Genomic DNA, 19762 nt, shown 5'->3' with positions numbered 1-19762 from the left:
TACCAGGAAGGTGTCCGACACCGTGGAATCCGTGATCGTCGCCATTGACGGCCCCTCCGGCACGGGCAAGTCGAGCACCTCCAAGGCTGTCGCCGCCGCCCTCGGGCTCAGCTACCTGGACACCGGCGCCCAGTACCGGGCGATCACCTGGTGGATGATCAGCAACGGCGTCGACACCCAGGACCCCACGGCGATCGCGACCGCCGCCGGCAAGCCCGTCATCGTCTCCGGCACCGACCCGGCCGCGCCCGCCATCACGGTGGACGGTGAGGACGCCTCGGGGCCCATCCGTACCCAGGACGTGACCGCCAAGGTGAGCGCGGTCAGTGCCGTGCCCGAGGTGCGGGCCCGGATCACCGAGCTCCAGCGTTCCATCGCCGCGGCGGCCGAGAAGGGCATTGTCGTCGAGGGGCGCGACATCGGCACCACCGTCCTGCCCGACGCGGACCTGAAGATCTTCCTGACCGCCTCGCCCGAGGCCCGCGCCGCCCGCCGCAGCGGGGAGCTCAAGGGCTCCGACGTCGCGGCCACCAGGGAAGCCCTGATCAAACGGGACACGGCCGACTCCAGCCGTAAGACCTCCCCGCTCGCCAAGGCGGACGACGCGGTCGAGGTGGACACCACCGACCTGACCCTGCAGCAGGTCATCGAGTGCGTCGTCACCCTTGTCGAGGAGAAGCGGGCCGCGCGGTGACCGAATCGTCCGGGGAGGGCGTACCGTCCGAGAGGGGCGCGGCAGTCGGGCGTGGTATCGGCATCGGGCTCATGTACGGGCTGTGGCGGCCGCGCGTGCTCGGCGCGTGGCGGGTCCCGGCGACCGGTCCCGTGATCCTCGCCGTGAACCACTCGCACATGATCGACGGGCCGATGCTGATGGGCACCGCGCCCCGGCCGGTGCACTTCCTGATCAAGAAAGAGGCGTTCGTCGGCCTCCTGGACCCGTTCCTGCTGGGAATCGGTCAGCTGAAGGTGGACCGTACGAGCGCCGACCGCACCGCCATCACCAATGCGCTGGGCGTGCTGGAGGGCGGCGGCGTCCTCGGGATATTCCCCGAGGGCACCCGGGGCGATGGAGACTTCGCCTCGCTGCGCGCGGGGCTCGCCTATTTCGCCCTTCGCTCCGGCGCCCCGATCGTTCCGGTCGCGGTGCTGGGAAGCACCGAGCGCGGCGGACGGCTGATACGGGCACTGCCACCGTTGCGCAGCCGGGTCGACATCGTCTTCGGCGATGCCTTCGCGGCGGGCGACGGCAGCGGCCGCCGCACGCGCAAGGCGCTGGACGAGGCGACCGTGCGCATCCAGGGGCGGCTGACCGCCCACCTGGAAAACGCCAAGCGTCTCACCGGGCGCTGGGTAAGACTTGAGTAGTGGATCGCCCCCCAGCGGTCCATCGATGATGCAACGTAACGAGGTATGTACTTCATGAACGACCAGCACGACCACGGAGCACTCGGCGACGCCGAGTACGCGGAGTTCATGGAGCTCGCCGCGGAAGAGGGCTTCGACATCGAGGATGTCGAAGGCGCCATCGAGGAGGCCGGTCACGGCCCGCTGCCCGTCCTCGCCGTCGTCGGCCGCCCCAATGTCGGCAAGTCGACCTTGGTGAACCGCATCATCGGCCGCCGTGAGGCCGTCGTCGAGGACAAGCCCGGCGTCACCCGCGACCGGGTCACCTACGAGGCCGAGTGGGCGGGCCGCCGCTTCAAGGTCGTCGACACCGGTGGCTGGGAGCAGGACGTCCTCGGCATCGACGCCTCCGTCGCCGCCCAGGCCGAGTACGCCATCGATGCGGCCGACGCGGTCGTCTTCGTCGTCGACTCCACGGTCGGCGCGACCGACACCGACGAGGCCGTCGTCAAGCTGCTGCGCCGAGCCGGAAAGCCCGTCGTGCTCTGCGCCAACAAGGTCGACGGACCCAGCGGCGAGGCGGACGCCACCGCCCTGTGGTCGCTGGGCCTCGGCCAGCCGCACCCCGTCTCCTCGCTCCACGGGCGCGGTACGGGAGACATGCTCGACGCCGTCCTGGAGGCGCTGCCCGAGGCCCCGGCTCAGACCTTCGGCAATGCCGTCGGCGGCCCGCGCCGTATCGCCCTGATCGGCCGCCCGAACGTCGGCAAGTCCTCCCTCCTGAACAAGGTCGCAGGCGAGGACCGCGTCGTCGTCAACGAAATCGCGGGGACGACGCGCGACCCGGTCGACGAGCTCATCCAACTCGGCGGCATCACCTGGAAGTTCATCGACACGGCCGGTATCCGCCGCCGGGTCCACCTCCAGGAAGGCGCGGACTACTATGCCTCGCTGCGCACCGCCGCCGCCGTCGAGAAGGCGGAGGTCGCCGTCGTCCTGATCGACGCCAGTGAGTCCATCAGCGTCCAGGACCAGCGGATCATCACGATGGCCGTCGAGGCGGGCCGCGCGATGGTCATCGCCTACAACAAGTGGGACACCCTCGACGAGGAGCGCCGCTACTACCTGGAGCGGGAGATCGAGACCGAGCTCGCGCAGGTCTCCTGGGCGCCCCGGGTCAATGTCTCGGCCGTCACCGGCCGCCACATGGAGAAGCTGGTCCCGGCGATCGAGACCGCGATCGCGGGCTGGGAGACGCGTATCCCGACGGGCCGGCTGAACGCCTTCCTCGGCGAGATCGTCGCCTCCCACCCGCACCCGATCCGCGGCGGCAAGCAGCCCCGCATCCTCTTCGGCACGCAGGCGGGCACCAAGCCGCCGCGGTTCGTGCTCTTCGCCTCGGGCTTCCTGGAGCACGGCTACCGGCGCTTCGTCGAGCGCCGGCTGCGCGAGGAGTTCGGCTTCGACGGCACCCCGATCCACATCTCGGTGCGGGTGCGCGAGAAGCGCGGCCGCAAGAAGTGACGCGTACGAAGTGACGTACGAGATGTGACACGAACGAAGGCGCTGCCCCGGACCGTTCAGCGGTCCGGGGCAGCGCCTTCGTGCAGTCCGTGTCCGTCACGTCCCCCGGCGGGGGCCCGGCGGCAGCGCGGCCGGCACATGCGTGCCGTAGTGCTGACGGATACCGGGGTAGGGCTGCCAACTGCCCGGAAGGTGCACGGGGTGGCTCTGATGGCTGCCGCTTCCGCCATGACTGCTGTGCAGTCCGGTGCCGAAGGCCCTGAAGTCGAGATCCTCCTCCCCGCTCCGGTCGCCCGGCAGTGCCTTGAACGCCCTGCGGTACTCGGAGTACAGCGCGTCGTAGATCGGCGTGGGCGACTGGCCTGCCGTCGCCTCGTGCGCGGGGCGCATGGAGGGGATCTGACTCTGATACGGCTGGTGGGAGGCGTCGTATGAGGAGTGCACGTACCTGCAACGACCCTGCCGTCGGACGGATGCGGGCTGTGCGGGGCTGCATTTCTTCCGGGGGACGCGCAATCGTGCGCCGGGGTACGCTTCCGCACCCCCGGGTCCTCATGCTCCCGTCAAACGCCGGTCAGGTGCCCGCGAGCGGCATCGTCGCGGCCACCAGACGGCCACCCGCCGCGGCCCTCTCCAGCGCGTCGCGCAGCAGGTCCTCGCGCGGCTGCTGGCCGATCGAGCCGACCGGGGCCGCGAACACCAGCACCGTGTGCGACTTGTTGGCGGCCGCCCGCCAGCCGTCGGTGACCTGGAGCGGCTGATGGGCCTGCCACCAGGCGACCGGGCTGCCCCCGCCGGTGCCGGGCTGGAGCACGGCGTGCAGCTGGCCCATGGCGACCAGGACGGACCAGCCGTGCAGCTGGGTCGTGGGCCGCTGGCTGACCTCGGAGATCGGCACGAAGCCCTGCTCGATGAGCAGCGGAAGGAAGTCGTCCCGGCCGGTGCCGGTCGTGCCGGGGCGGGCGATGGGAGCGGTCGGTTCGACGACCAGTGCGGGGTGCAGTTCCCCCTCGATCAGTACGAGACCGCTGGTGATCCCGAGCACGGCCTGCTCCGGACCCCCGGCGTGCCGCGAGGCGCCGGGGTGCGGCGGTTCTTCGCCGGTGATGGAGCGAACGGCGCCCTGCAGCTGGTCCTCGGCGACCTGGACGACCTGCGAGGGGATGCAGGTGGCGTGGGCGAAGGCGAGAACGGCGGTCTCCTCGCCGACGAACAGGACGGTGCTCGTGCGTTCCTGCTCGCAGTCGCCGGGGGTGCGGCAGGAGGTGCAGTCGTAGCTTCCCGGGGCGTTGTCGCCGACGAGCAACCGGTCGGCTTCTTCGTCGCCGATCTCGGCGCGGACGTCCTGGCTGACGTCGAGCATGCGCGGCACGGGTGGCTCCTCGGACTTGATCGATGTGTGCCGGGCGGGTCCCGGCTCATAAAGAACTCAACGGGCGATCTGTGGCCGGAGTCACGCACGGAGAGGAATGGAATCGAACCATCCGACACAAGCGGTGAGACAGCGGGCGGAATCGACTACTCATCGTCAACAGCTTCTGTGTATACGCAAGTTGGGGCCGTGAAGCGGCTCACAGATCGGCTCGTGGACAGGTCGACAAATCATGAAATCAGCGAATCAAGTGGGTGGCCTGATTTCGCCGCTACTTCAGGTAACGGGCAACTGGCCTGGAATGACAGGGGATTGGTTGATACCGGAGTGCTGCCCTGCCTAGATTCCTCCGCCGTGTGCAGAGAGCACCGCCCGGGACAGCCCGCCCGGCCGCACAGCCAGTGCGGAACACGACAGCGCCAGGCACCACCACCTCAGGCGGGCTGGGTGGAGCGGACACAGGCGCCGGATGCGCCGAGGACCGCACCGCCTTGAGGGACCCCGGGTCCTTCGAGAGGAATTTGATGTTCACGAGTTCCCGTTCCATACGCAGGCGTGACACGGCGGCGCTGGTCAGCGCCGCACTTGTGGCACCGCTGGCACTGCTCGCCGCGACCACGGGCGAGGCCCGGGCGGCGGACACCGGAGTATGGGACCGCATCGCAGCGTGCGAGAGCGGCGGAAACTGGCACATCAACACCGGCAACGGCTACTACGGCGGGCTGCAGTTCTCCGCCGGGACCTGGCGTGCCTACGGCGGCGGGGCCTACGCGTCCACCGCGGACCGGGCGAGCAAGGGGCAGCAGATCGCGGTGGCGGCGAAGGTCCAGCGGGCACAGGGGTGGGGCGCGTGGCCCACCTGCGCGACGCGGGCGGGGGCCTACGGCAAGGCGCCGGCGGCACCCGAGTCCGCCTCGCGCAGGTCCTCGACCCCGAAGTCCTCCACCCCCAGGGCCTCGGCTCCCGCGCCGTCCGTTCCGGCGAAGGCGCCGGAGCGGGCATCGGGCCACACCCAACGCGGCAGCGCCCGCGGCGGCGACTACACCGTCCGGCGCGGCGACACCCTCAGTGGGATCGCGGCGGCCCACCGCAAGGACTGGCGCGCCGTGTACGCCGCCAACAACGCCGTCATCGGCGGCGATCCGAACCTCATCGTGCCCGGGCAGAAGCTCGCGCTCTGAGGTGTACGACGACAGCCCCGCCCGGGTCCGACCGGGTGGGGCTGCCCGCCGCCCTGGCGCGGCACCGCTTCTCGCCGGGCCGCGCTGCCTAGCGTGGCCCGATGTCGAAGATCAGAATGTGGCCTGGCGTGCTGGTGGCCGTACTTCTGGCGCTCGTACCCCAGAGCGGTGCCTACGCCACGACGTCCGACTGTGCCTCGTCCGGGTGGCCCTGGAGCTGTGTCGCCGAGTGCGAGAGCAACGGCCGGTGGGACGCCGACACAGGCAACGGCTACTACGGCGGGCTGCAGTTCTGGCAGCCGACCTGGATCGAGTACGGCGGCCTCCAGTACGCGCCGCGCGCCGACCTCGCGACCCGGCGGCAGCAGATCACGGTCGCGGAGGAGGTGCTGCGCAGACAGGGCTGGGGAGCCTGGCCCGTCTGCTCCGTGAGATACGGCCTCCATGGCCGCGTACACACCGTCCAGCCGGGTGACATGCTCTCCTCCATCGCGGTGCGCTTCGGGGTCAGGGGCGGCTGGCAGGCCCTGTACGCGGCCAACAAGGCCGTTGTCGGGAGTTCGCCGGACCGGCTGCAGGTGGGCATGATGCTGGCTATCGGTGCGTGAGTTCGGCGGGCTCGCCGCTGAACGCGACCGTGCCGCGGCGCAGTTCATGGACCAGGACCGGCCTTCGGTCGTCGCCGATTCCCGGCGGCAGGCGCTGTTCGGCAACGACGACCGCCGCGTCGAGTGCCCGCAGCAGTTCGTACGTACGGGCCGCGACGGGCGGTGACATGCCCTGGGCGGGCTCGTCGAGCAGGACGACGCGGGCGGGCATCAGCAGGGCGCGCGAGACGGCGAGCATGCGCTGCTCGCCACCGGAGAGGGTGCCCGCGCGGCGGGCGAGAAGCGGGCGCAGGGCGGGATAGCCGTCGACGGCACGGGCGAAGTCCCCGTCCGGCGCGGCGAGTTCGAGGTTTTCGCCGACGGTGAGGGTGTCGTAGACGGCGCGCAGGTCGGGTACGAAGCACAGTCCGCGGCGGGCCCGTTCGTGGGCGTGCAGGCCGCTCACGTCGGTGCCGCGCCAGACCACCCGGCCGGCGGACAGCGGCACGGTCCCCGCCAGGGCACGCAGCGCCGTGGTACGGCCCGAGCCGTTGCGGCCGATCAGGACGGTGAGGGCGGCCGCGGGCACGGGGAGGTGGACGCCGTGCAGGGCCTCCAGCGGGCCGTAGCGTACGCGGGCGGCGCGGAGTTCGATTTCGACGGTCATCGCACGATCCGCCCCGCCTCCATGACATGCACGGTGTGCGCGATGCGAGCGACGAGATCGAGATCGTGCTCGACGACGAGCACGGCCATCCCGTCCGCGGCCAGCGCGCCCACAATCCGGGCGAGGGATTCCGCCTCGACGGCGTCGAGCCCCGCGGCAGGCTCGTCGAGCAGCAGCGTGTGCGGGCCCCCGGCGAGCGCCCGCCCCAACTCGACGCGCCGCAGGGCCCCGGTGGAGAGCCCGGCGGCAGGCAGGTTCCGCACGGGCCCGTCGAGCCCGAGCAGCCGCAGCACGGGCTCGACGGCAGCGGGGTCGTGCCGGTGCCCCTGCTCGGCGCCGATGCGTACGTTCTCCTCGACGGTCAGCGAGGGAAAGACGGCGAGCTGCTGAAAGGTCCGGGCAATCCCGAGCCGGGTCCGCGCGTGCGCGGCCTGCCGCGTGATGTCGGCCCCGTCGAGTTCGACCCTGCCGCGATCGGGGCGCAGCGTCCCGCAGAGACAGTTGAACAGGGTGGTCTTTCCGGCGCCGTTGGCACCGATGAGGGCGGTGACCTGTCCGGAGGGAAGGACGAGATCGACGCCGTCGAGTGCGGTGCAGTTCCCGTACCGCAGCCGCACGCCTCGGGCGACGAGCGTGTGCGTGGCGGGCGGACGGGTGGCTCCACGCCGCGCCGGGGGGCCGGGCTGTGCCGCGGGGACGCGGTCGGCGTCCCGCCTGATCGGGCCGGTCGGCGCGGCCTCCGCCTCGGCCTCCGCCTTGGCCATCAGCCTCGCGGGACGCGCTTGGCCGTGGCGGGAGGTCGTCAGGCCCAGGCGTCTGAACGTCCGGTTCGGGGCGTCCGGGAACCGGCCGATCAGGACGGCCAGGATGCCGATGACCGCCGCTGCCACGCCGCCGCGGGTGCCCGCGTCCAGGCCCACCAGCAGTGCCGCTGCCGCCAGGGGCCCCACGAGGTTGTCCGCGCCCAGGACCACCACCGCGGCGAACCAGAGCAGGCCGCGCACCGGGTCGTACGCCTCGGGGTCGAAAGCCCGAACGCCCATGCCCAGCAGGCCGCCGCCCAGGGCCGCGAGGGCCGCGCCGAGGACGAAGGCCAGGAGTTTGAGGGAGGCCACGCGCACACCCGCCGCCGACGCGCCCGGCTCGTGGTCGCGCAGGGCCGCCAGCGCACGGCCGGTGCGGCCCCGCCGCAGCGCGGAGACCGCGAGCAGCGCGCAGGCGAGGACGGCCAGTTCGACCACGTAGTACGCGCGGTCCGACGTCAGGCCTGTCGGGCGTGACAGGGAGAGCCCCGCCGTCGCGTACGGCTGCGCGAAGACGAAGCGGCTCACCCCGACGCCCACCGCCAGTGTCGCGAGCGCCAGCGCCAGACCGTGGCGGCCGATCGCGGGCCATCCCGTCAGCAGCCCCAGAGGCGCGACCAGCAGGACCGCGACGACCAGGGCGAGCAGTTCGGGCATGGCGGGCAGGCCCGGGAAGCGTCCGGCCGCCAGCAGTGCCGTGAAGAGCGCGCCGAGGCCCGCGTACGCCGCCTGGCCCAGAGAGATCTGGCCGCCCCGTCCCGTGACGACCACGAGCGACAGCAGAACGACCGCAAGCGACGGGACCTGGATCGAGGTGTGCAGGTCGGTGCCCGCGAAGCCGAGCGGAAGGAGGAACAGGATCCCGGCCACCAGCCAGACGACGCCGGGAACGCGCACCGCGGGCGCCGCAGCCCCCGCCGCCGTGCTCTGCGCCCCCACCCCGGGCAGCATCAGCGCCGCGATCAGGAGTGCCACCACGAAGAGGTTCGCCCCCACCGCCTGAAGCAGCGGTTCGCCCCACCCTGAGGGATGCAGCCGCGTCAGCTGGGCCTGCGCCACGCCGATGGCGAGGGCCGCGGCCACGGCCACGGCCAGACTCCGCATCCGCGCCACCACCGCGACCGCGATCACCTCGACGACCAGCAGCGGCAGCCCGTAGGGATCGAGGCGTACGTAGGGAGCGAGCAGCACACCCGTAAGTCCGGCCGTGAACGTGCCGAACGCCCAGCCGACCGCCGACACCCGGTCCGCGTCGATCCCGCCGAGCGCCGCGAGCGCGCGGTTGTCGACGACCGCGCGCAGCTCACGGCCGAAACGGGTCCACCGGGTGACCGCCGTGACCAGCACGGCGAGCAGCAGCACGGCACTGAGCTGCACCCATGGATCGTCCGGCAGCAGCTCCGGCGCATCGGACCGCGCCCCGTTGCCCCAGAGAAGTGCCGCGCCCCCCACGAGCAGGACGAACACACCGATGGACGCCACCAGAGCGCGCGCCGGGTCCATCTCCACAACCGCGATGGGGCGGAAGACGAGCCGGTCCAGGACAAGTCCGATCCCGGGAGCGACCACCAGCAGTGTCACCGCGGCGGCGAGCGGCAGCGGCCAGCCCCACTCCACGGCGAACTCCCGCAGCACATACGCGCAGACCATCGCGATCGCGCCCTGCGCCAGATTCAGCACACCCGTGGCCCGGTAGGTGACGATCAGCCCGATCCCGGTGAGCGCGGCCGCACTGCCGACCGCGAGCCCCGCGAGGGTGAGGTCGTACGTCAGCGAACTCACCCGGTCAGACCTGGGGCTCGCACACGGGGCACGGGCCCAGCACTCTGTCGCCGACCGGTTCCACCTCCGGCTTGCCGGCGACCAGCGGGCAGTCGGGCCGGTGCGCCAGTGTCCCGCCCGGTACGCACACCACCGGCCCTTCCGACGAGGGGGGCTCGAAGGGCGGTACCTCCGGGGACGACACGGGCGCCTCCGGGACCCCCGCCTCCTCCCCGTCCCAAGGCCCCATCAGCCGCCCCGCCGCCGCGAGCAGCACTGCCCCGGCCACCAGCAGGGCCGCACCCGGCACCGTGCAGGAGGCCAGATAAGGGATCTGCCGCTCGGCGAAGCGCTCGCCGGACACCCCGTACCAGCCGATCACGGACAGCACGGCACCGGCGGAGGCAGCCGCGAGCCCGCCCCAGCACAGCAGTCGGGACGTCGGCATGGCGCGGCCCTCCCGGTCTCGTGCTGGTCTGGTGATGTACGCCGATTCCTTGCACTATGCCCTGAACCGACAGACGCTGGAAGCCGACAACCGGTGGTGAGCCAGATGGTCCATGTCAGGCACCCGAGAACCGCGGCATGGGCGGCCGCCGCGGTCCTGATACTCGTACCGGCCGCGGCAGGATGCTCGGACGACAACGGCGGCGGGTCCAAGGCCACGCCGACCCCGTCCGCGACGGCACCGCCCTCCAGCACGGCGCCGGCCGGCAACGGCCCGGCCGACCCCGCCGCCGCGAAGGCGGAGATCGAGAAGAACTGGACGACGTTCTTCGACCCCAAGGCGACCACGGACGCCAAGGTCAAGGTGCTGGAGCACGGTGAGCAACTGCGTCCGCTGCTCACCGCGTTCAGCGCCGACAAGAACGCCCAGCAGTCCTCGGCCAAGGTCACGGCCGTGCAGTTCACCTCGCCCAACGACGCCACCGTCACCTATGACCTGCTGGTCGGCGGCGCTCCGGCGCTGCCCGGCTCCAAAGGAACGGCCGTCTACCAGGACCAGACCTGGAAGGTCTCCGTGAAGACCCTGTGCGCCCTGGTGAAGCTCAGCGGCAATGCGTCCGCGCCGGGCTGCTGAAGTCCTGCTGCTCGCGGCTCTCCTGATCGGGGGTGCCGCCTGCGGCAGCCGGTTGCCCGAGAGCGCCTTCGAGGGCTCGTCGTCACCCGTACGCAGCAGCGCGGCCCAGCCGATCCGCGTCGGGATCATCAGCAGCGCCACCAGCCCGGTCGGCGGCGCCACCTTCTCCGGGCCGGGGGACGGGGCCAAGGCCTACTTCGGCGCCCTGAACGCGAAGGGAGGCATCGACGGCCGCCGTGTCGAGGTGATCACCTGCGACGACGGCGGCAGCGGCGTCGGCAACAACGAGTGCGTGCACAAGCTTCTCGACGAGAAGAAGGTCTTCGCGCTCGTCGCGACGACCGCACTCGACTACGCGGGCGCACCCCTCGTGTCCAGGGCGGGCGTCCCCGACATCGGCGGCCAGCCCATCGGCCCCGCGTACGACACCTATCCCCACCTGTACGGGATCTACGGCAGCCTCGCCCCGCGCACCGGCGACGCCCCCGGCTGGAACGGCACGCTATACGGCGGCACCGAGGTGTACCGCTACTTCAAGAGCGCCCAGGGCGCCCGTACCGCCGCCGTCGTCTCCTACAACCAGGCATCCTCGGCCGCGTACGCCCGGCTGATCACCCAGGGCCTTGAGGCCGAGGGCTACCGCGTGGTCACCGAACAGGTCGACTTCGCTCTTCCGAACTTCCGCGCCGTTGCCGCCGACCTCCAGCAGCAGGGCGCCGACCTGGTCTTCGATGCGATGGACACCCACGGCAACGCCCAGCTCTGCGAGGCGATGGACGCCGTCGGCGTGCATGTCACCGCCAAGGTCACCAACGTTCAGAACTGGGACTCCTCCGTACCGAAGGACTACAAGAACGCGCCGGGCTGCCGCAACGCCCTGTGGGTGACCGGATCGAGCCGCAACTACGAGGACGCCGATCAACCCGCCGTCCATGAATTCCGTGAGGCGATGAAGGGCCGTCAGCTCTCCCAGTGGCAGCTGGAGGGCTGGGCCGCCGCCATGTGGTTCACCGACGCGGCGCGCTCCTGCGCGGCCGATCTCACCCGGGACTGCGTCGAACGCTTCGTCAACCGGCCCGAGCCGTACACCGCGCGCGGCCTGCTGCTGCCCGTGGTCTTCGAGAAACTCGCCGAGCCGCCGAAGACCCGTCACACCTGCCTGTCCGTCGCACGCTGGCAGGACGCCAAGGGCTGGGTCACAGAAGGCGACATGACCAAGAACTGCTACACCGTGCCCCAACTCCCCTACCGCCCTTAGGTTGTGTCCCGCGGACGAGTACAGTCCGTTACTGCACAGACGAACAACGGGGGTCGCTACGGCGCATGCACATCTCTTTTCTGCTCCACAACGCGTACGGCATCGGCGGCACGATCCGCACGACGTTCAACCTCGCCCGGATCCTCGCGGAGCGCCACGACGTCGAGATCGTCTCCGTGTTCCGTCACCGTGACGAGCCCATGATGGGCGCCCCCGCCGGCGTCGCCATGAAGCACCTTGTGGATCTGCGGGGAAAGAGCCCCGGCTACGACGGCAAGCACCCCGACCACCAGCGCCCCGCCCGGGTCTTCCCGCGCGGCGACGGCCGCTACAAGCAGTACAGCCGCCTCACCGACGCCCGCATCGCGGCCCATCTCGGCTCCCTGCGGGCCGATGTGGTCGTCGGTACGCGCCCCGGGCTCAATGTGCACATCGCCCGCCAGGCTCGCCGCGGCCCGGTCCGCATCGCCCAGGAACATCTCACCCTGGACAGCCACGGCTACCGGCTTCGCCGCGAGATCGGGCACCGCTACCCGCTCCTGGACGCGGTCACCACCGTCACCGAGGCGGACGCGCGGGCCTACCGCGGCCAACTGAAGCTGTCCGGCGTACGGATCGTGTCCGTGCCCAACAGCGTGCCCGCGCCGACCGTCGCGCCCGCGGACCACAAGGGCAAGTGGATCGTCGCGGCCGGCCGGCTGACCAAGGTCAAGCGGTTCGACCTGCTGGTCAAGGCTTTCTCCAAGGTGGTCGCCGCCCACCCCGACTGGCGGCTGCGGATCTACGGCGGGCCGGACGCGACCGGCAACGAGAAGAACGCGCTGCTCGCCCTCGTCGAGGAGCGCCAACTGCACAACCACGTCTACCTGATGGGTCCCGCCAACCCGCTGGAGCCGGAGTGGGTCAAGGGCTCGATCGCCGCGGTCACCTCCAGTCTTGAGTCCTTCGGCATGACCATCGTCGAGGCGATGCGCTGCGGTGTCCCCGTCGTCTCGACCGACTGCCCGCACGGGCCCGGCGAGATCATCGAGGACGGCGTCGACGGCCGTCTCGTGCCGGTCGGGGACGTGGACGCGATCGCCGACGCCCTCATCGCGCTGATCGAGGACGACGAACTGCGCCGCCGCACCGGACAGGCCGCGCTCGCCGCCTCAGCGCGCTTCGACCCGGAGCGGATCGCCGAGCGCCACGAGGCCCTGTTCACCGAGCTCGTCGGACAGGGAGATCGAGGATTCTGGCGCGGCGCGGTACGGGACACGCTGAACCGCGGCAGGAGTTCGCTCTACGACGGGATCTACTCCGCGCGCTACCGGGCCGCCGACGCCATCCGCAGGGGGAGGAAGTCCCGATGACCACGGACACCGAGCGGCGTACGCCGCGCGCCGACACGCACGCCAACGCGGAGGGTGCCGTCACCTTCGACCTGGCGGGCGTCGGCGACACCGACGCCGAACTGGTGCTGAAGCGGCGCGGCGGCGAGCAGGAGCGGGACGAGACGCGACTGCCGCTCACGCCGTCGGGCGACGGGACCTCGCGTGCCGTACTGCCCGGGACGGCCGAGCTGGCCGAGGGCCACTGGGACGCGTATGTCGGGGACAAGCCTGTCGAGTCCGGCATTCGCGACGTCCGGGCCCTCCTCGACCGCACACCGGACACCGACCCGATCGCCGCACGCGTCCCGCATCCCACTGCGCAGGGCCACCTCGCCCTGCGCTGCTGGGTGCGCGCACCGCACGCCGAGGCCGGGGACATCGGCCTGGTGCCGGGGCACTGCGCGATGACGGTCGAGGGCCGGCTGTACGGAACGGAAGCGGGCGAGGGAGCCGTCGCCGAAGCCCGCCTGCGCGGCGGCGACCTGGTCCATCGGGTGCCGGCGACGGGCGAGGGCAGGTCTTTCGGCTTCACGCTGCCGTACGCCGCGCTGGCCGAGGCGTCGGGCGGCAGGGACCAGTGGTGGGACCTGTGGCTGGTCCCGGCGGCCGGCGCGGCCGGGGTGCGGGTGTCGCGCGTCCTGGACGACGTCTGGGACAGGAGGAACATCTTCGTGTACCCGAAGCAGCTGACGGAGACGGGGCAGTTCGCGGAGCCGAGCTACACGGTCGACAACGACCTGTGCGTCCGCCTCACTGCGGCGCGCTGAGCCGGGCCGCACATTCAGCCGGTCCGGCTTTGAGGACATACGGCCGAAGGTCCCGTGCGGGGTCCGGGGCGGAGCCCCCGCCCCTCGCGGACAGAACCCGTCCGCAACCGCTGGCACACTCGACCCCATGTTGGAGACCTCCGCACGACTCCTGCGCCTGCTCTCACTCCTCCAGGCCCACCGCGAATGGTCCGGCGCCGATCTTGCCGACCGTCTCGGCGTCACCCCGCGCACCGTGCGGCGCGACGTCGACCGGCTGCGCGAGCTCGGCTATCCCGTGAATGCCAGCCCCGGCACCGGTGGTGGCTATCAGCTCGGCGCGGGGGCCGAGCTGCCCCCGCTGCTGCTCGACGACGAGGAGGCGGTGGCCGTCGCGGTCGGCCTGCGTACCGCCGCCGGCCAGGGCATCGAGGGCATCGGCGAGACCTCCGTACGCGCCCTGGCGAAACTGGAGCAGGTGCTGCCGAGCCGGCTGCGCCGCCGGGTGGGCGCGCTCCACGCGTTCACCGTGCCGATGATGCGGGCCCCGCAGGCGCAGGTCGACCCTTCCGTCCTCACCGAGCTGGCCAACGCCTGCCGCGACAGCGAGCGGCTGCGCTTCGAGTACCGCGACCACGGCGGCTCAGCCACCCGCCGCACCGTCGAGCCGCACCGTCTGGTGTGCACCGAGCGCCGCTGGTACCTGGTCGCCTGGGACCTGGACCGCGGCGACTGGCGTACGTTCCGGGCGGACCGGATCACCCCGAAGCCACCGCACGGCCCGCGCTTCGCCCCGCGCACACCGCCGGCCGAGGATCTGGCCGCGTACGTCTCGAAGGGCGTCTCCACCCACGCCTACGCCGCCCAGGCGGTCATCCGGCTGCACACCTCCGCCGAACTGGCCGCGCGGATCGTGGGACCGTCCGACGGCACACTGGAGGCGGTCGACGGCACGACCTGTCTGCTGCGCACAGGGGCCGCGAGCCTGGATGTGCTGGTGATCCATGTGATGCTCATGGGCGTCGACTTCGAGGTCATCGAGCCGGTGGAGCTCAACGAGCACATCAGGACGGTCCGGGACCGCCTGTCCCGGGCTCTCGGCTGATCCGGCTCGCCCCGGGAACTCCCGGCCGCTTGTCCGAGGGGTGATTCTGTTAGGAACCGGTGAATACTCCAACGGTCCGTCAATTCACTCCCGGGCGCCTGTCGGGGTAATTCCCGCCGCCGAATTCTGCATGATCGACAAGGGCTGTGGAATTACCGCGGGCGTGGCGCTGAACTGCTCGTTCGAGTGACACGGTTTGAGCTGAACGCGTGTCGGGATCCTGTGACAGAAGCGTGACCGGTGGGGTACATGGGGCTGCTGACGCAAGACGTGCCCCGCCTTCCGTCACCGTCCGCTCCCGCCTACGGTGGGTGCATGGCACCGACACCGACCCCTCCCGCACAGCCCGACGACGCCCCGTCGTCGTATGTGGGCCTCGAGGCCGAGAGCGCCGAGCAGTTGGCCCGCGAGCGCGGCTGGACCACCGTCAGATCGCTGCCGCCGGGCGCGATCATCACCATGGAGTATCTGGCGGGACGGCTCAACTTCGAGGTCGAGGGCGGCACAGTCGTGCGCTGCTGGCCGGGCTGACAGGATCCCGATACGGACGTGTGTGTACGAAGAAGGCCCCGGCCGTCATGGCCGGGGCCTTCGCCGTACGGAGCCGGCGGCCGGGGTCAGCCGCCCGTGACGGGCCGTGACGTGGGCGGACGGCGGCTGCCCGAGGGCGTGACCGGCGTCCGCTCGGAACGCACCGTGTGCGGTCTCTGACGGTCGAGTTGAGTGGCCGTGCGTGAGGTGGAGCGGCCACCGACGACGGCCACCGGCTCGCGGGACGGCTCCTCCGGCGAGGGGCCACGCTGCGGGAATATCCCCGGCCTCGGGCCGCCGACTGCGACGGGCAGCGAGGGAGCGAGACGCCGACGCGCACGCCACTGGTCGCGCAGCGAGAGGATCCAGGCCTCCGCCGTGCCGATCAGGTTCTCGCACCAGGGCAGTGCGAGCAGGATCAGCAGCCCGGCCGCCCAGCCGAGCAGCACATCACTCAGCCAGTGCGTACCGAGGTACACGGTGGTCAGGCCGACGCCCAGGGAGACCACTGCCGAGAGTGCCGACAGATAGCGCCTGGCCCGCGGAGTAGTGGCCAGATACGCCAGGATTCCCCAGGTCACGACCGCGTTCGCGGTGTGCCCGGAGGGAAATATATCGCCGCCGGCGAAGAGTTCGGCGGAACCGATCTGCGTCGCGTAGTGGGGGCCGAGGCGGCCGAGACCGATCTTGACGGCGCCAACCGTCGCATTGAGCAGGAGCAGCGCGGCGCCGAGCGCGAGGAGGGGGCGCAGCGTGTGCTGACGCCAGGAGCGCCAGCCCAGCCACGCCGCGACCATCACGGCTGTGGGTCCGCGCTGGCCGAGCACCACGAAGTAGTCGAGAAAGGCGTGGAGTTCCGGCCACTGCTGGTAGGGCCGGAAGAGCATGACCTTCCAGTCGATGATCACCAGCCAGGTCGAGGCGAGCACCGCCACGACGATGGCGAGATAGAACGCCAACGTCCCGCCGAAGAGCGTGAGACGCGTGCGGCTCATCCGCGGGGTCTCTATCTTCGGCGGTTCCGGCTCTCGGTCCAGGCGGGCAAAGATGTCGGTACGCACCCAATCGACGTTACAGCGAGTGAGTGTGCGACTAGGCCGAACCAGCTGGTTTGTGATGACGATGTGATGTGGACTATCTCTCAGTTCGGGATTTATTCCGGGCCAATTCGGAAATCCCGCAAGCCGCCCGTCCTATTGCTCGGAAGCTGGTCACGCCGGTGCCTTTCGGCGCCTCAAATAACAGTTCACCGGTGCCTGTGCGGAATTTTCCACCCGTTCGGAGCCGCCCAGGAATCGGTTCGTGCCGGGCGTGGCGTGGCGTACGCCACACACGTGTGTCCACAGAGGTGAGAACCTGACCACGCGCCGGGCGCCCGAACTCGCGTACTCTGACGGCTCACTCGCCCGTCGATGCCGGACCGCCCTGGGGGGACAGCAGCATCCCCGGCTGGCCCGCCGAGCGCGAGGGACTTATTGGGAGGTACGTACATGTCCGGGACGACCACGGCCGGAGCACGGCTGCGTGCCGCCGGTGGCGGTGCCAACCGCTGGGTCGTCCTTGTCGTCCTCTGCATCAGCCTGCTGCTGGTCGCGCTCGACGCGACCGTGCTGCACGTCGCGGTCCCCGCCGTGACGGAGGATCTTCGCCCCACGGGAGTCGAGCTCCTGTGGATCGTGGACGCGTACCCCCTCATCTGTGCCGCGCTGCTGATCCTTTTCGGCACACTCGGTGACCGGGTCGGCCGTCGCCGTGTGCTGTTGATCGGTTACGGGATCTTCGGCCTCGCATCGGCGATCGCCGCACTCGCGACCACCCCCGAGGTACTGATCGGCGCGCGTGCCCTGCTCGGGGTCGGCGGCGCGATGATCATGCCCGCGACGCTCTCGATACTCCGTGCGGTCTTCCCCGACCGGCGCGAGCGCGCCATGGCGATCGGCATATGGACCGCGGTCGCCGCGGTGGGTGCCGCCACCGGCCCGGTCCTCGGCGGCTTTCTCGTCGAGAACTTCTGGTGGGGCTCGGTCTTCCTGATCAACATCCCGCTGATGGCGTTGATACTGCCCGTCGGACGCCGGCTGCTGCCGGAATCCCGCGGCAGCGCCGACGGCCCCTGGGACGTGCTCGGTGCGCTGATGGCCGCGGTCGGCGTGCTCGGCACGGTCCTCGGCGTCAAGCGGCTGGGTGCCGGTGACAGCGTCCTGGATGTCAAGGCCGTGGGACCGCTGCTGCTGGGCGGTGTGCTGCTCGCCCTGTTCGTGCGCCGCCAGAAGCGCCGCGAGCACCCGCTGATCGACATGCGCATGTTCGCCAGGGCCACGTTCTCGACCTCGGTCGGCTGCATCGTCCTCGCGATGCTCGCGCTGGTCGGCCTGGAGCTGATCGCCGTCCAGTACCTCCAGCTGGTGCTCGGACTCAGCCCGCTGGAGACCGGCCTGCGCCTGCTGCCGCTCACCTTCGCCGCGATGGCCGCCGGTGCCACCGGCTCGCACACCCTGCACCGCGTCGGCCCGCGCAGGATGGTGGGCTGGGGCTTCGTCCTCACCGCGGCGGCCGTCCTGCTGCTCACCCTGATGGGGCAGCACGACCGGCCCTGGCTGTTGACGACGGCGTTCGTCGTGCTCGGCTTCGGACTGCAGACGACGCTCTTCGGGGCGTACGAGTCGATGCTGAGTGAGGCCCCGCCGGACCAGGCGGGCGGGGCCGCCGCGATAGGCGAGACCTCCTACCAGCTCGGCGCCGGGATGGGCATCGCCCTGCTCGGCAGCGTCATGAACGCCGCGTACGCGCCCGCCCTCACCTCGCTGAGCGGCGTCCCCGGCCCGGCGGGCTCGGCCGCGTCGAACTCACTGGGCGAGGCCTACCAGGTGGCCGACCGTCTCGGCGGGTCGAGCGGCGAGATGGTGCGCTCCACGGCCCGCCACTCCTTCGTCAACGGACTCCATGTCACGCTGCTGGTCAGCGCGGGTCTGCTGCTGCTCGGCGCGCTCGCGGCGCTGCGCCTGCCGAGGGTCATGGAGTGTGCGGCCGCGGCTGAGAAGTTCCCGGCACCGAGGCGCCCGGAGGTCTCGCTCCCGGCAAGCCGTGAGCCTGCCGAAGCGACCGGGTCTGGACGCGCGGCACACTGAGTCGTAACGTCGGGCGGAGATCGTAACTAACACTGCTAGTTTTCGTGTTCCGCTGTGTGAGCGCTTGCCGGAGGCCATGTCATGTCCGCACCCTCGAAGCCCGCGACCTTCGACCCGAGCGACCCCCTCGGCATCGACGACCTGCTCGAACCCGAGGACCTGGCGATCCGCGACACCGTCCGCAGCTGGGCCGCCGACCGCGTCCTGCCGCACATCGCCGACTGGTACGAGCGCGGCGAACTCCCCGGTATCCGCGAACTCGCCCGCGAACTCGGCTCGATCGGCGCCCTCGGCATGTCGCTCGAGGGCTACGGCTGCGCGGGCGCCACCGCCGTCCAGTACGGCCTCGCCTGCCTTGAGCTGGAGGCCGCCGACTCCGGCATCCGCTCGCTCGTCTCCGTCCAGGGCTCGCTGGCCATGTACGCGATCCACCGCTTCGGCTCCGAGGAGCAGAAGCAGCGCTGGCTGCCCGGTATGGCGGCGGGCGAGATCATCGGCTGCTTCGGCCTCACCGAGCCCGACCACGGCTCCGACCCGGCCGGGATGCGCACCTTCGCCAAGCGCGACGGCTCCGACTGGGTGCTGACGGGCCGCAAGATGTGGATCACCAACGGTTCGGTGGCAGGGGTCGCCGTGGTCTGGGCGCAGACCGACGAGGGCATTCGCGGCTTCGCCGTGCCGACCGACACCCCCGGCTTCTCCGCACCCGAGATCAAGCACAAGTGGTCGCTGCGTGCGAGCGTCACCAGTGAACTGGTCATGGACGAGGTGCGGCTGCCCGCCGACGCCGTACTGCCGGACGTCACCGGCCTGAGGGGCCCGCTGGGCTGTCTCACGCACGCCCGCTACGGAATCGTCTGGGGCTCGATGGGGGCCGCCCGGTCCAGTTTCGAGTCGGCGCTGGAGTACGCGAAGACGCGCGAGCAGTTCGGCAGGCCGATCGGCGGTTTCCAGCTCACCCAGGCCAAACTCGCGGACATGGCCGTCGAACTGCACAAGGGCATCCTGCTCGCCCACCATCTCGGCCGCCGGATGGACGCGGGCAGGCTCCGGCCCGAGCAGGTCAGCTTCGGGAAGCTCAACAATGTGCGCGAGGCGATCGAGATCTGCCGCACCGCGCGCACCATCCTCGGTGCGAACGGAATCTCGCTGGAGTACCCCGTGATGCGCCATGCGACGAACCTCGAGTCGGTGCTCACCTACGAGGGCACTGTCGAGATGCACCAGCTGGTGCTGGGCAAGGCGCTCACCGGACTCGACGCTTTCCGGTGACAGGGCAGCGGCCGGAGAGCTCCCAC

At 71.1% G+C, this 19762-nt stretch carries 19 protein-coding genes; 13 read left to right on the top strand and 6 right to left on the bottom strand.

Annotated elements, in window-relative coordinates; translation table 11 throughout:
• Nucleotides 1-10 precede the first annotated feature (10 nt).
• From cmk to der, 3 genes are read left to right on the top strand one after another with little or no spacing between them, the layout of a single operon-like run.
• Nucleotides 11-694: a (d)CMP kinase gene (gene cmk / locus FBY35_RS25350; protein ID WP_142216289.1), complete on the top strand. Its 684-nt coding sequence runs from the start codon at nucleotides 11-13 to the stop codon at nucleotides 692-694.
• Nucleotides 652-1368, top strand: coding sequence for a 1-acyl-sn-glycerol-3-phosphate acyltransferase (locus tag FBY35_RS25345; protein WP_186357065.1), 717 nt, complete (start codon nucleotides 652-654; stop codon nucleotides 1366-1368). Before cmk ends, FBY35_RS25345 begins: the two co-directional genes overlap by 43 nt.
• Before the next feature lie 54 nt (nucleotides 1369-1422).
• Nucleotides 1423-2871 carry a ribosome biogenesis GTPase Der gene (gene der, locus FBY35_RS25340; RefSeq protein ID WP_142216288.1) on the top strand — a complete coding sequence of 483 codons (1449 nt, stop codon included), beginning with the start codon at nucleotides 1423-1425 and terminating at the stop codon, nucleotides 2869-2871.
• Nucleotides 2872-2967: 96 nt separating this feature from the next.
• Here the strand turns inward: der and FBY35_RS25335 are convergent, their stop codons facing one another.
• Together FBY35_RS25335 and FBY35_RS25330 are read right to left on the bottom strand one after the other, a co-directional pair.
• Nucleotides 2968-3261 carry a hypothetical protein gene (locus tag FBY35_RS25335; RefSeq protein ID WP_142216287.1) on the bottom strand — a complete coding sequence of 98 codons (294 nt, stop codon included), beginning with the start codon at nucleotides 3259-3261 and terminating at the stop codon, nucleotides 2968-2970.
• A gap of 184 nt (nucleotides 3262-3445) precedes the next feature.
• Nucleotides 3446-4243, bottom strand: coding sequence for a hypothetical protein (locus FBY35_RS25330; protein ID WP_142216286.1), 798 nt, complete (start codon nucleotides 4241-4243; stop codon nucleotides 3446-3448).
• A 524-nt stretch (nucleotides 4244-4767) separates the two neighbouring features.
• Between FBY35_RS25330 and FBY35_RS25325 the strand changes: the two genes are divergently transcribed.
• Entirely contained in the window at nucleotides 4768-5424 is a 657-nt protein-coding gene (locus tag FBY35_RS25325; RefSeq protein WP_142216285.1) for a transglycosylase family protein, read from the top strand.
• 101 nt (nucleotides 5425-5525) lie between these two features.
• A complete protein-coding gene (locus tag FBY35_RS25320) occupies nucleotides 5526-6032 on the top strand; it encodes a transglycosylase family protein (RefSeq protein ID WP_142216284.1) in 507 nt (168 codons plus the stop codon).
• Here the strand turns inward: FBY35_RS25320 and FBY35_RS25315 are convergent.
• The 3 genes from FBY35_RS25315 to FBY35_RS25305 are packed head-to-tail and all read right to left on the bottom strand — an operon-like array spanning nucleotide 6019 to nucleotide 9690.
• Nucleotides 6019-6678, bottom strand: a complete 660-nt coding sequence (locus FBY35_RS25315; protein WP_142216283.1) for an ATP-binding cassette domain-containing protein — start codon at nucleotides 6676-6678, stop codon at nucleotides 6019-6021. The genes FBY35_RS25320 and FBY35_RS25315 overlap by 14 nt on opposite strands.
• The gene (locus FBY35_RS25310; protein WP_142216282.1) at nucleotides 6675-9263 is read right to left on the bottom strand and encodes an ABC transporter permease subunit; all 2589 of its coding nucleotides are present in this window, start codon (nucleotides 9261-9263) and stop codon (nucleotides 6675-6677) included. Before FBY35_RS25310 ends, FBY35_RS25315 begins: the two co-directional genes overlap by 4 nt.
• Before the next feature lie 4 nt (nucleotides 9264-9267).
• Nucleotides 9268-9690, bottom strand: coding sequence for a hypothetical protein (locus tag FBY35_RS25305; RefSeq protein WP_142216281.1), 423 nt, complete (start codon nucleotides 9688-9690; stop codon nucleotides 9268-9270).
• A 105-nt stretch (nucleotides 9691-9795) separates the two neighbouring features.
• Here FBY35_RS25305 and FBY35_RS25300 point away from each other — a divergent pair, with 105 nt between their 5' ends.
• From FBY35_RS25300 to FBY35_RS25275, 6 genes are all read left to right on the top strand, one after another.
• A complete protein-coding gene (locus FBY35_RS25300; RefSeq protein WP_260848814.1) occupies nucleotides 9796-10323 on the top strand; it encodes a hypothetical protein in 528 nt (175 codons plus the stop codon).
• The gene (locus tag FBY35_RS25295; RefSeq protein WP_142216279.1) at nucleotides 10301-11581 is read left to right on the top strand and encodes an ABC transporter substrate-binding protein; all 1281 of its coding nucleotides are present in this window, start codon (nucleotides 10301-10303) and stop codon (nucleotides 11579-11581) included. The genes FBY35_RS25300 and FBY35_RS25295 overlap by 23 nt, the downstream gene beginning before the upstream one ends.
• 65 nt (nucleotides 11582-11646) lie before the next feature.
• A complete protein-coding gene (locus FBY35_RS25290; RefSeq protein ID WP_142216278.1) occupies nucleotides 11647-12933 on the top strand; it encodes a glycosyltransferase family 4 protein in 1287 nt (428 codons plus the stop codon).
• A complete protein-coding gene (locus FBY35_RS25285) occupies nucleotides 12930-13721 on the top strand; it encodes a hypothetical protein (protein WP_142216277.1) in 792 nt (263 codons plus the stop codon). The genes FBY35_RS25290 and FBY35_RS25285 overlap by 4 nt, the downstream gene beginning before the upstream one ends.
• Before the next feature lie 127 nt (nucleotides 13722-13848).
• Nucleotides 13849-14805, top strand: coding sequence for a YafY family protein (locus tag FBY35_RS25280; RefSeq protein ID WP_142216276.1), 957 nt, complete (start codon nucleotides 13849-13851; stop codon nucleotides 14803-14805).
• A 315-nt stretch (nucleotides 14806-15120) separates the two neighbouring features.
• Complete coding sequence (locus tag FBY35_RS25275; protein WP_142216275.1) at nucleotides 15121-15336, top strand: I78 family peptidase inhibitor; 216 nt, start codon at nucleotides 15121-15123, stop codon at nucleotides 15334-15336.
• Between the two features lie 86 nt (nucleotides 15337-15422).
• On the opposite strand, the gene FBY35_RS25270 is transcribed toward FBY35_RS25275, so the two are convergent.
• On the bottom strand, nucleotides 15423-16397 hold the full coding sequence (locus FBY35_RS25270; RefSeq protein WP_142216274.1) for a phosphatase PAP2 family protein: 975 nt from the start codon (nucleotides 16395-16397) through the stop codon (nucleotides 15423-15425).
• A 429-nt stretch (nucleotides 16398-16826) separates the two neighbouring features.
• On the opposite strand from FBY35_RS25270, the gene FBY35_RS25265 reads away from it, so the two are divergent.
• Both FBY35_RS25265 and FBY35_RS25260 read left to right on the top strand, forming a co-directional pair.
• Complete coding sequence (locus tag FBY35_RS25265) at nucleotides 16827-18464, top strand: MFS transporter (protein WP_142216273.1); 1638 nt, start codon at nucleotides 16827-16829, stop codon at nucleotides 18462-18464.
• 81 nt (nucleotides 18465-18545) lie between these two features.
• The gene (locus FBY35_RS25260) at nucleotides 18546-19736 is read left to right on the top strand and encodes an acyl-CoA dehydrogenase family protein (protein ID WP_142216272.1); all 1191 of its coding nucleotides are present in this window, start codon (nucleotides 18546-18548) and stop codon (nucleotides 19734-19736) included.
• Nucleotides 19737-19762 lie beyond the last annotated feature (26 nt).

The organism is Streptomyces sp. SLBN-118 (assembly GCF_006715635.1).
GTDB lineage: Bacteria > Actinomycetota > Actinomycetes > Streptomycetales > Streptomycetaceae > Streptomyces.
Note: the sequence above shows the minus strand (reverse complement) of the source record. Positions and strands in the feature narration are given on the sequence as shown.

What these genes read in the sequence shown, in the direction of transcription:
- FBY35_RS25265 (WP_142216273.1), top strand. Translation starts at nt 16,827, where the DNA reads ATGTCCGGGACGACCACGGCCGGAGCACGGCTGCGTGCCGCCGGTGGC.
- FBY35_RS25290 (WP_142216278.1), top strand. Translation starts at nt 11,647, where the DNA reads ATGCACATCTCTTTTCTGCTCCACAACGCGTACGGCATCGGCGGCACG.
- FBY35_RS25320 (WP_142216284.1), top strand. Translation starts at nt 5,526, where the DNA reads ATGTCGAAGATCAGAATGTGGCCTGGCGTGCTGGTGGCCGTACTTCTG.
- FBY35_RS25260 (WP_142216272.1), top strand. Translation starts at nt 18,546, where the DNA reads ATGTCCGCACCCTCGAAGCCCGCGACCTTCGACCCGAGCGACCCCCTC.
- FBY35_RS25335 (WP_142216287.1), bottom strand. Translation starts at nt 3,261, where the DNA reads ATGCGCCCCGCGCACGAGGCGACGGCAGGCCAGTCGCCCACGCCGATC.
- FBY35_RS25305 (WP_142216281.1), bottom strand. Translation starts at nt 9,690, where the DNA reads ATGCCGACGTCCCGACTGCTGTGCTGGGGCGGGCTCGCGGCTGCCTCC.
- FBY35_RS25285 (WP_142216277.1), top strand. Translation starts at nt 12,930, where the DNA reads ATGACCACGGACACCGAGCGGCGTACGCCGCGCGCCGACACGCACGCC.
- FBY35_RS25315 (WP_142216283.1), bottom strand. Translation starts at nt 6,678, where the DNA reads ATGACCGTCGAAATCGAACTCCGCGCCGCCCGCGTACGCTACGGCCCG.
- der (WP_142216288.1), top strand. Translation starts at nt 1,423, where the DNA reads ATGAACGACCAGCACGACCACGGAGCACTCGGCGACGCCGAGTACGCG.
- FBY35_RS25280 (WP_142216276.1), top strand. Translation starts at nt 13,849, where the DNA reads ATGTTGGAGACCTCCGCACGACTCCTGCGCCTGCTCTCACTCCTCCAG.
- FBY35_RS25275 (WP_142216275.1), top strand. Translation starts at nt 15,121, where the DNA reads ATGGCACCGACACCGACCCCTCCCGCACAGCCCGACGACGCCCCGTCG.
- FBY35_RS25325 (WP_142216285.1), top strand. Translation starts at nt 4,768, where the DNA reads ATGTTCACGAGTTCCCGTTCCATACGCAGGCGTGACACGGCGGCGCTG.
- FBY35_RS25295 (WP_142216279.1), top strand. Translation starts at nt 10,301, where the DNA reads ATGCGTCCGCGCCGGGCTGCTGAAGTCCTGCTGCTCGCGGCTCTCCTG.
- FBY35_RS25300 (WP_260848814.1), top strand. Translation starts at nt 9,796, where the DNA reads ATGGTCCATGTCAGGCACCCGAGAACCGCGGCATGGGCGGCCGCCGCG.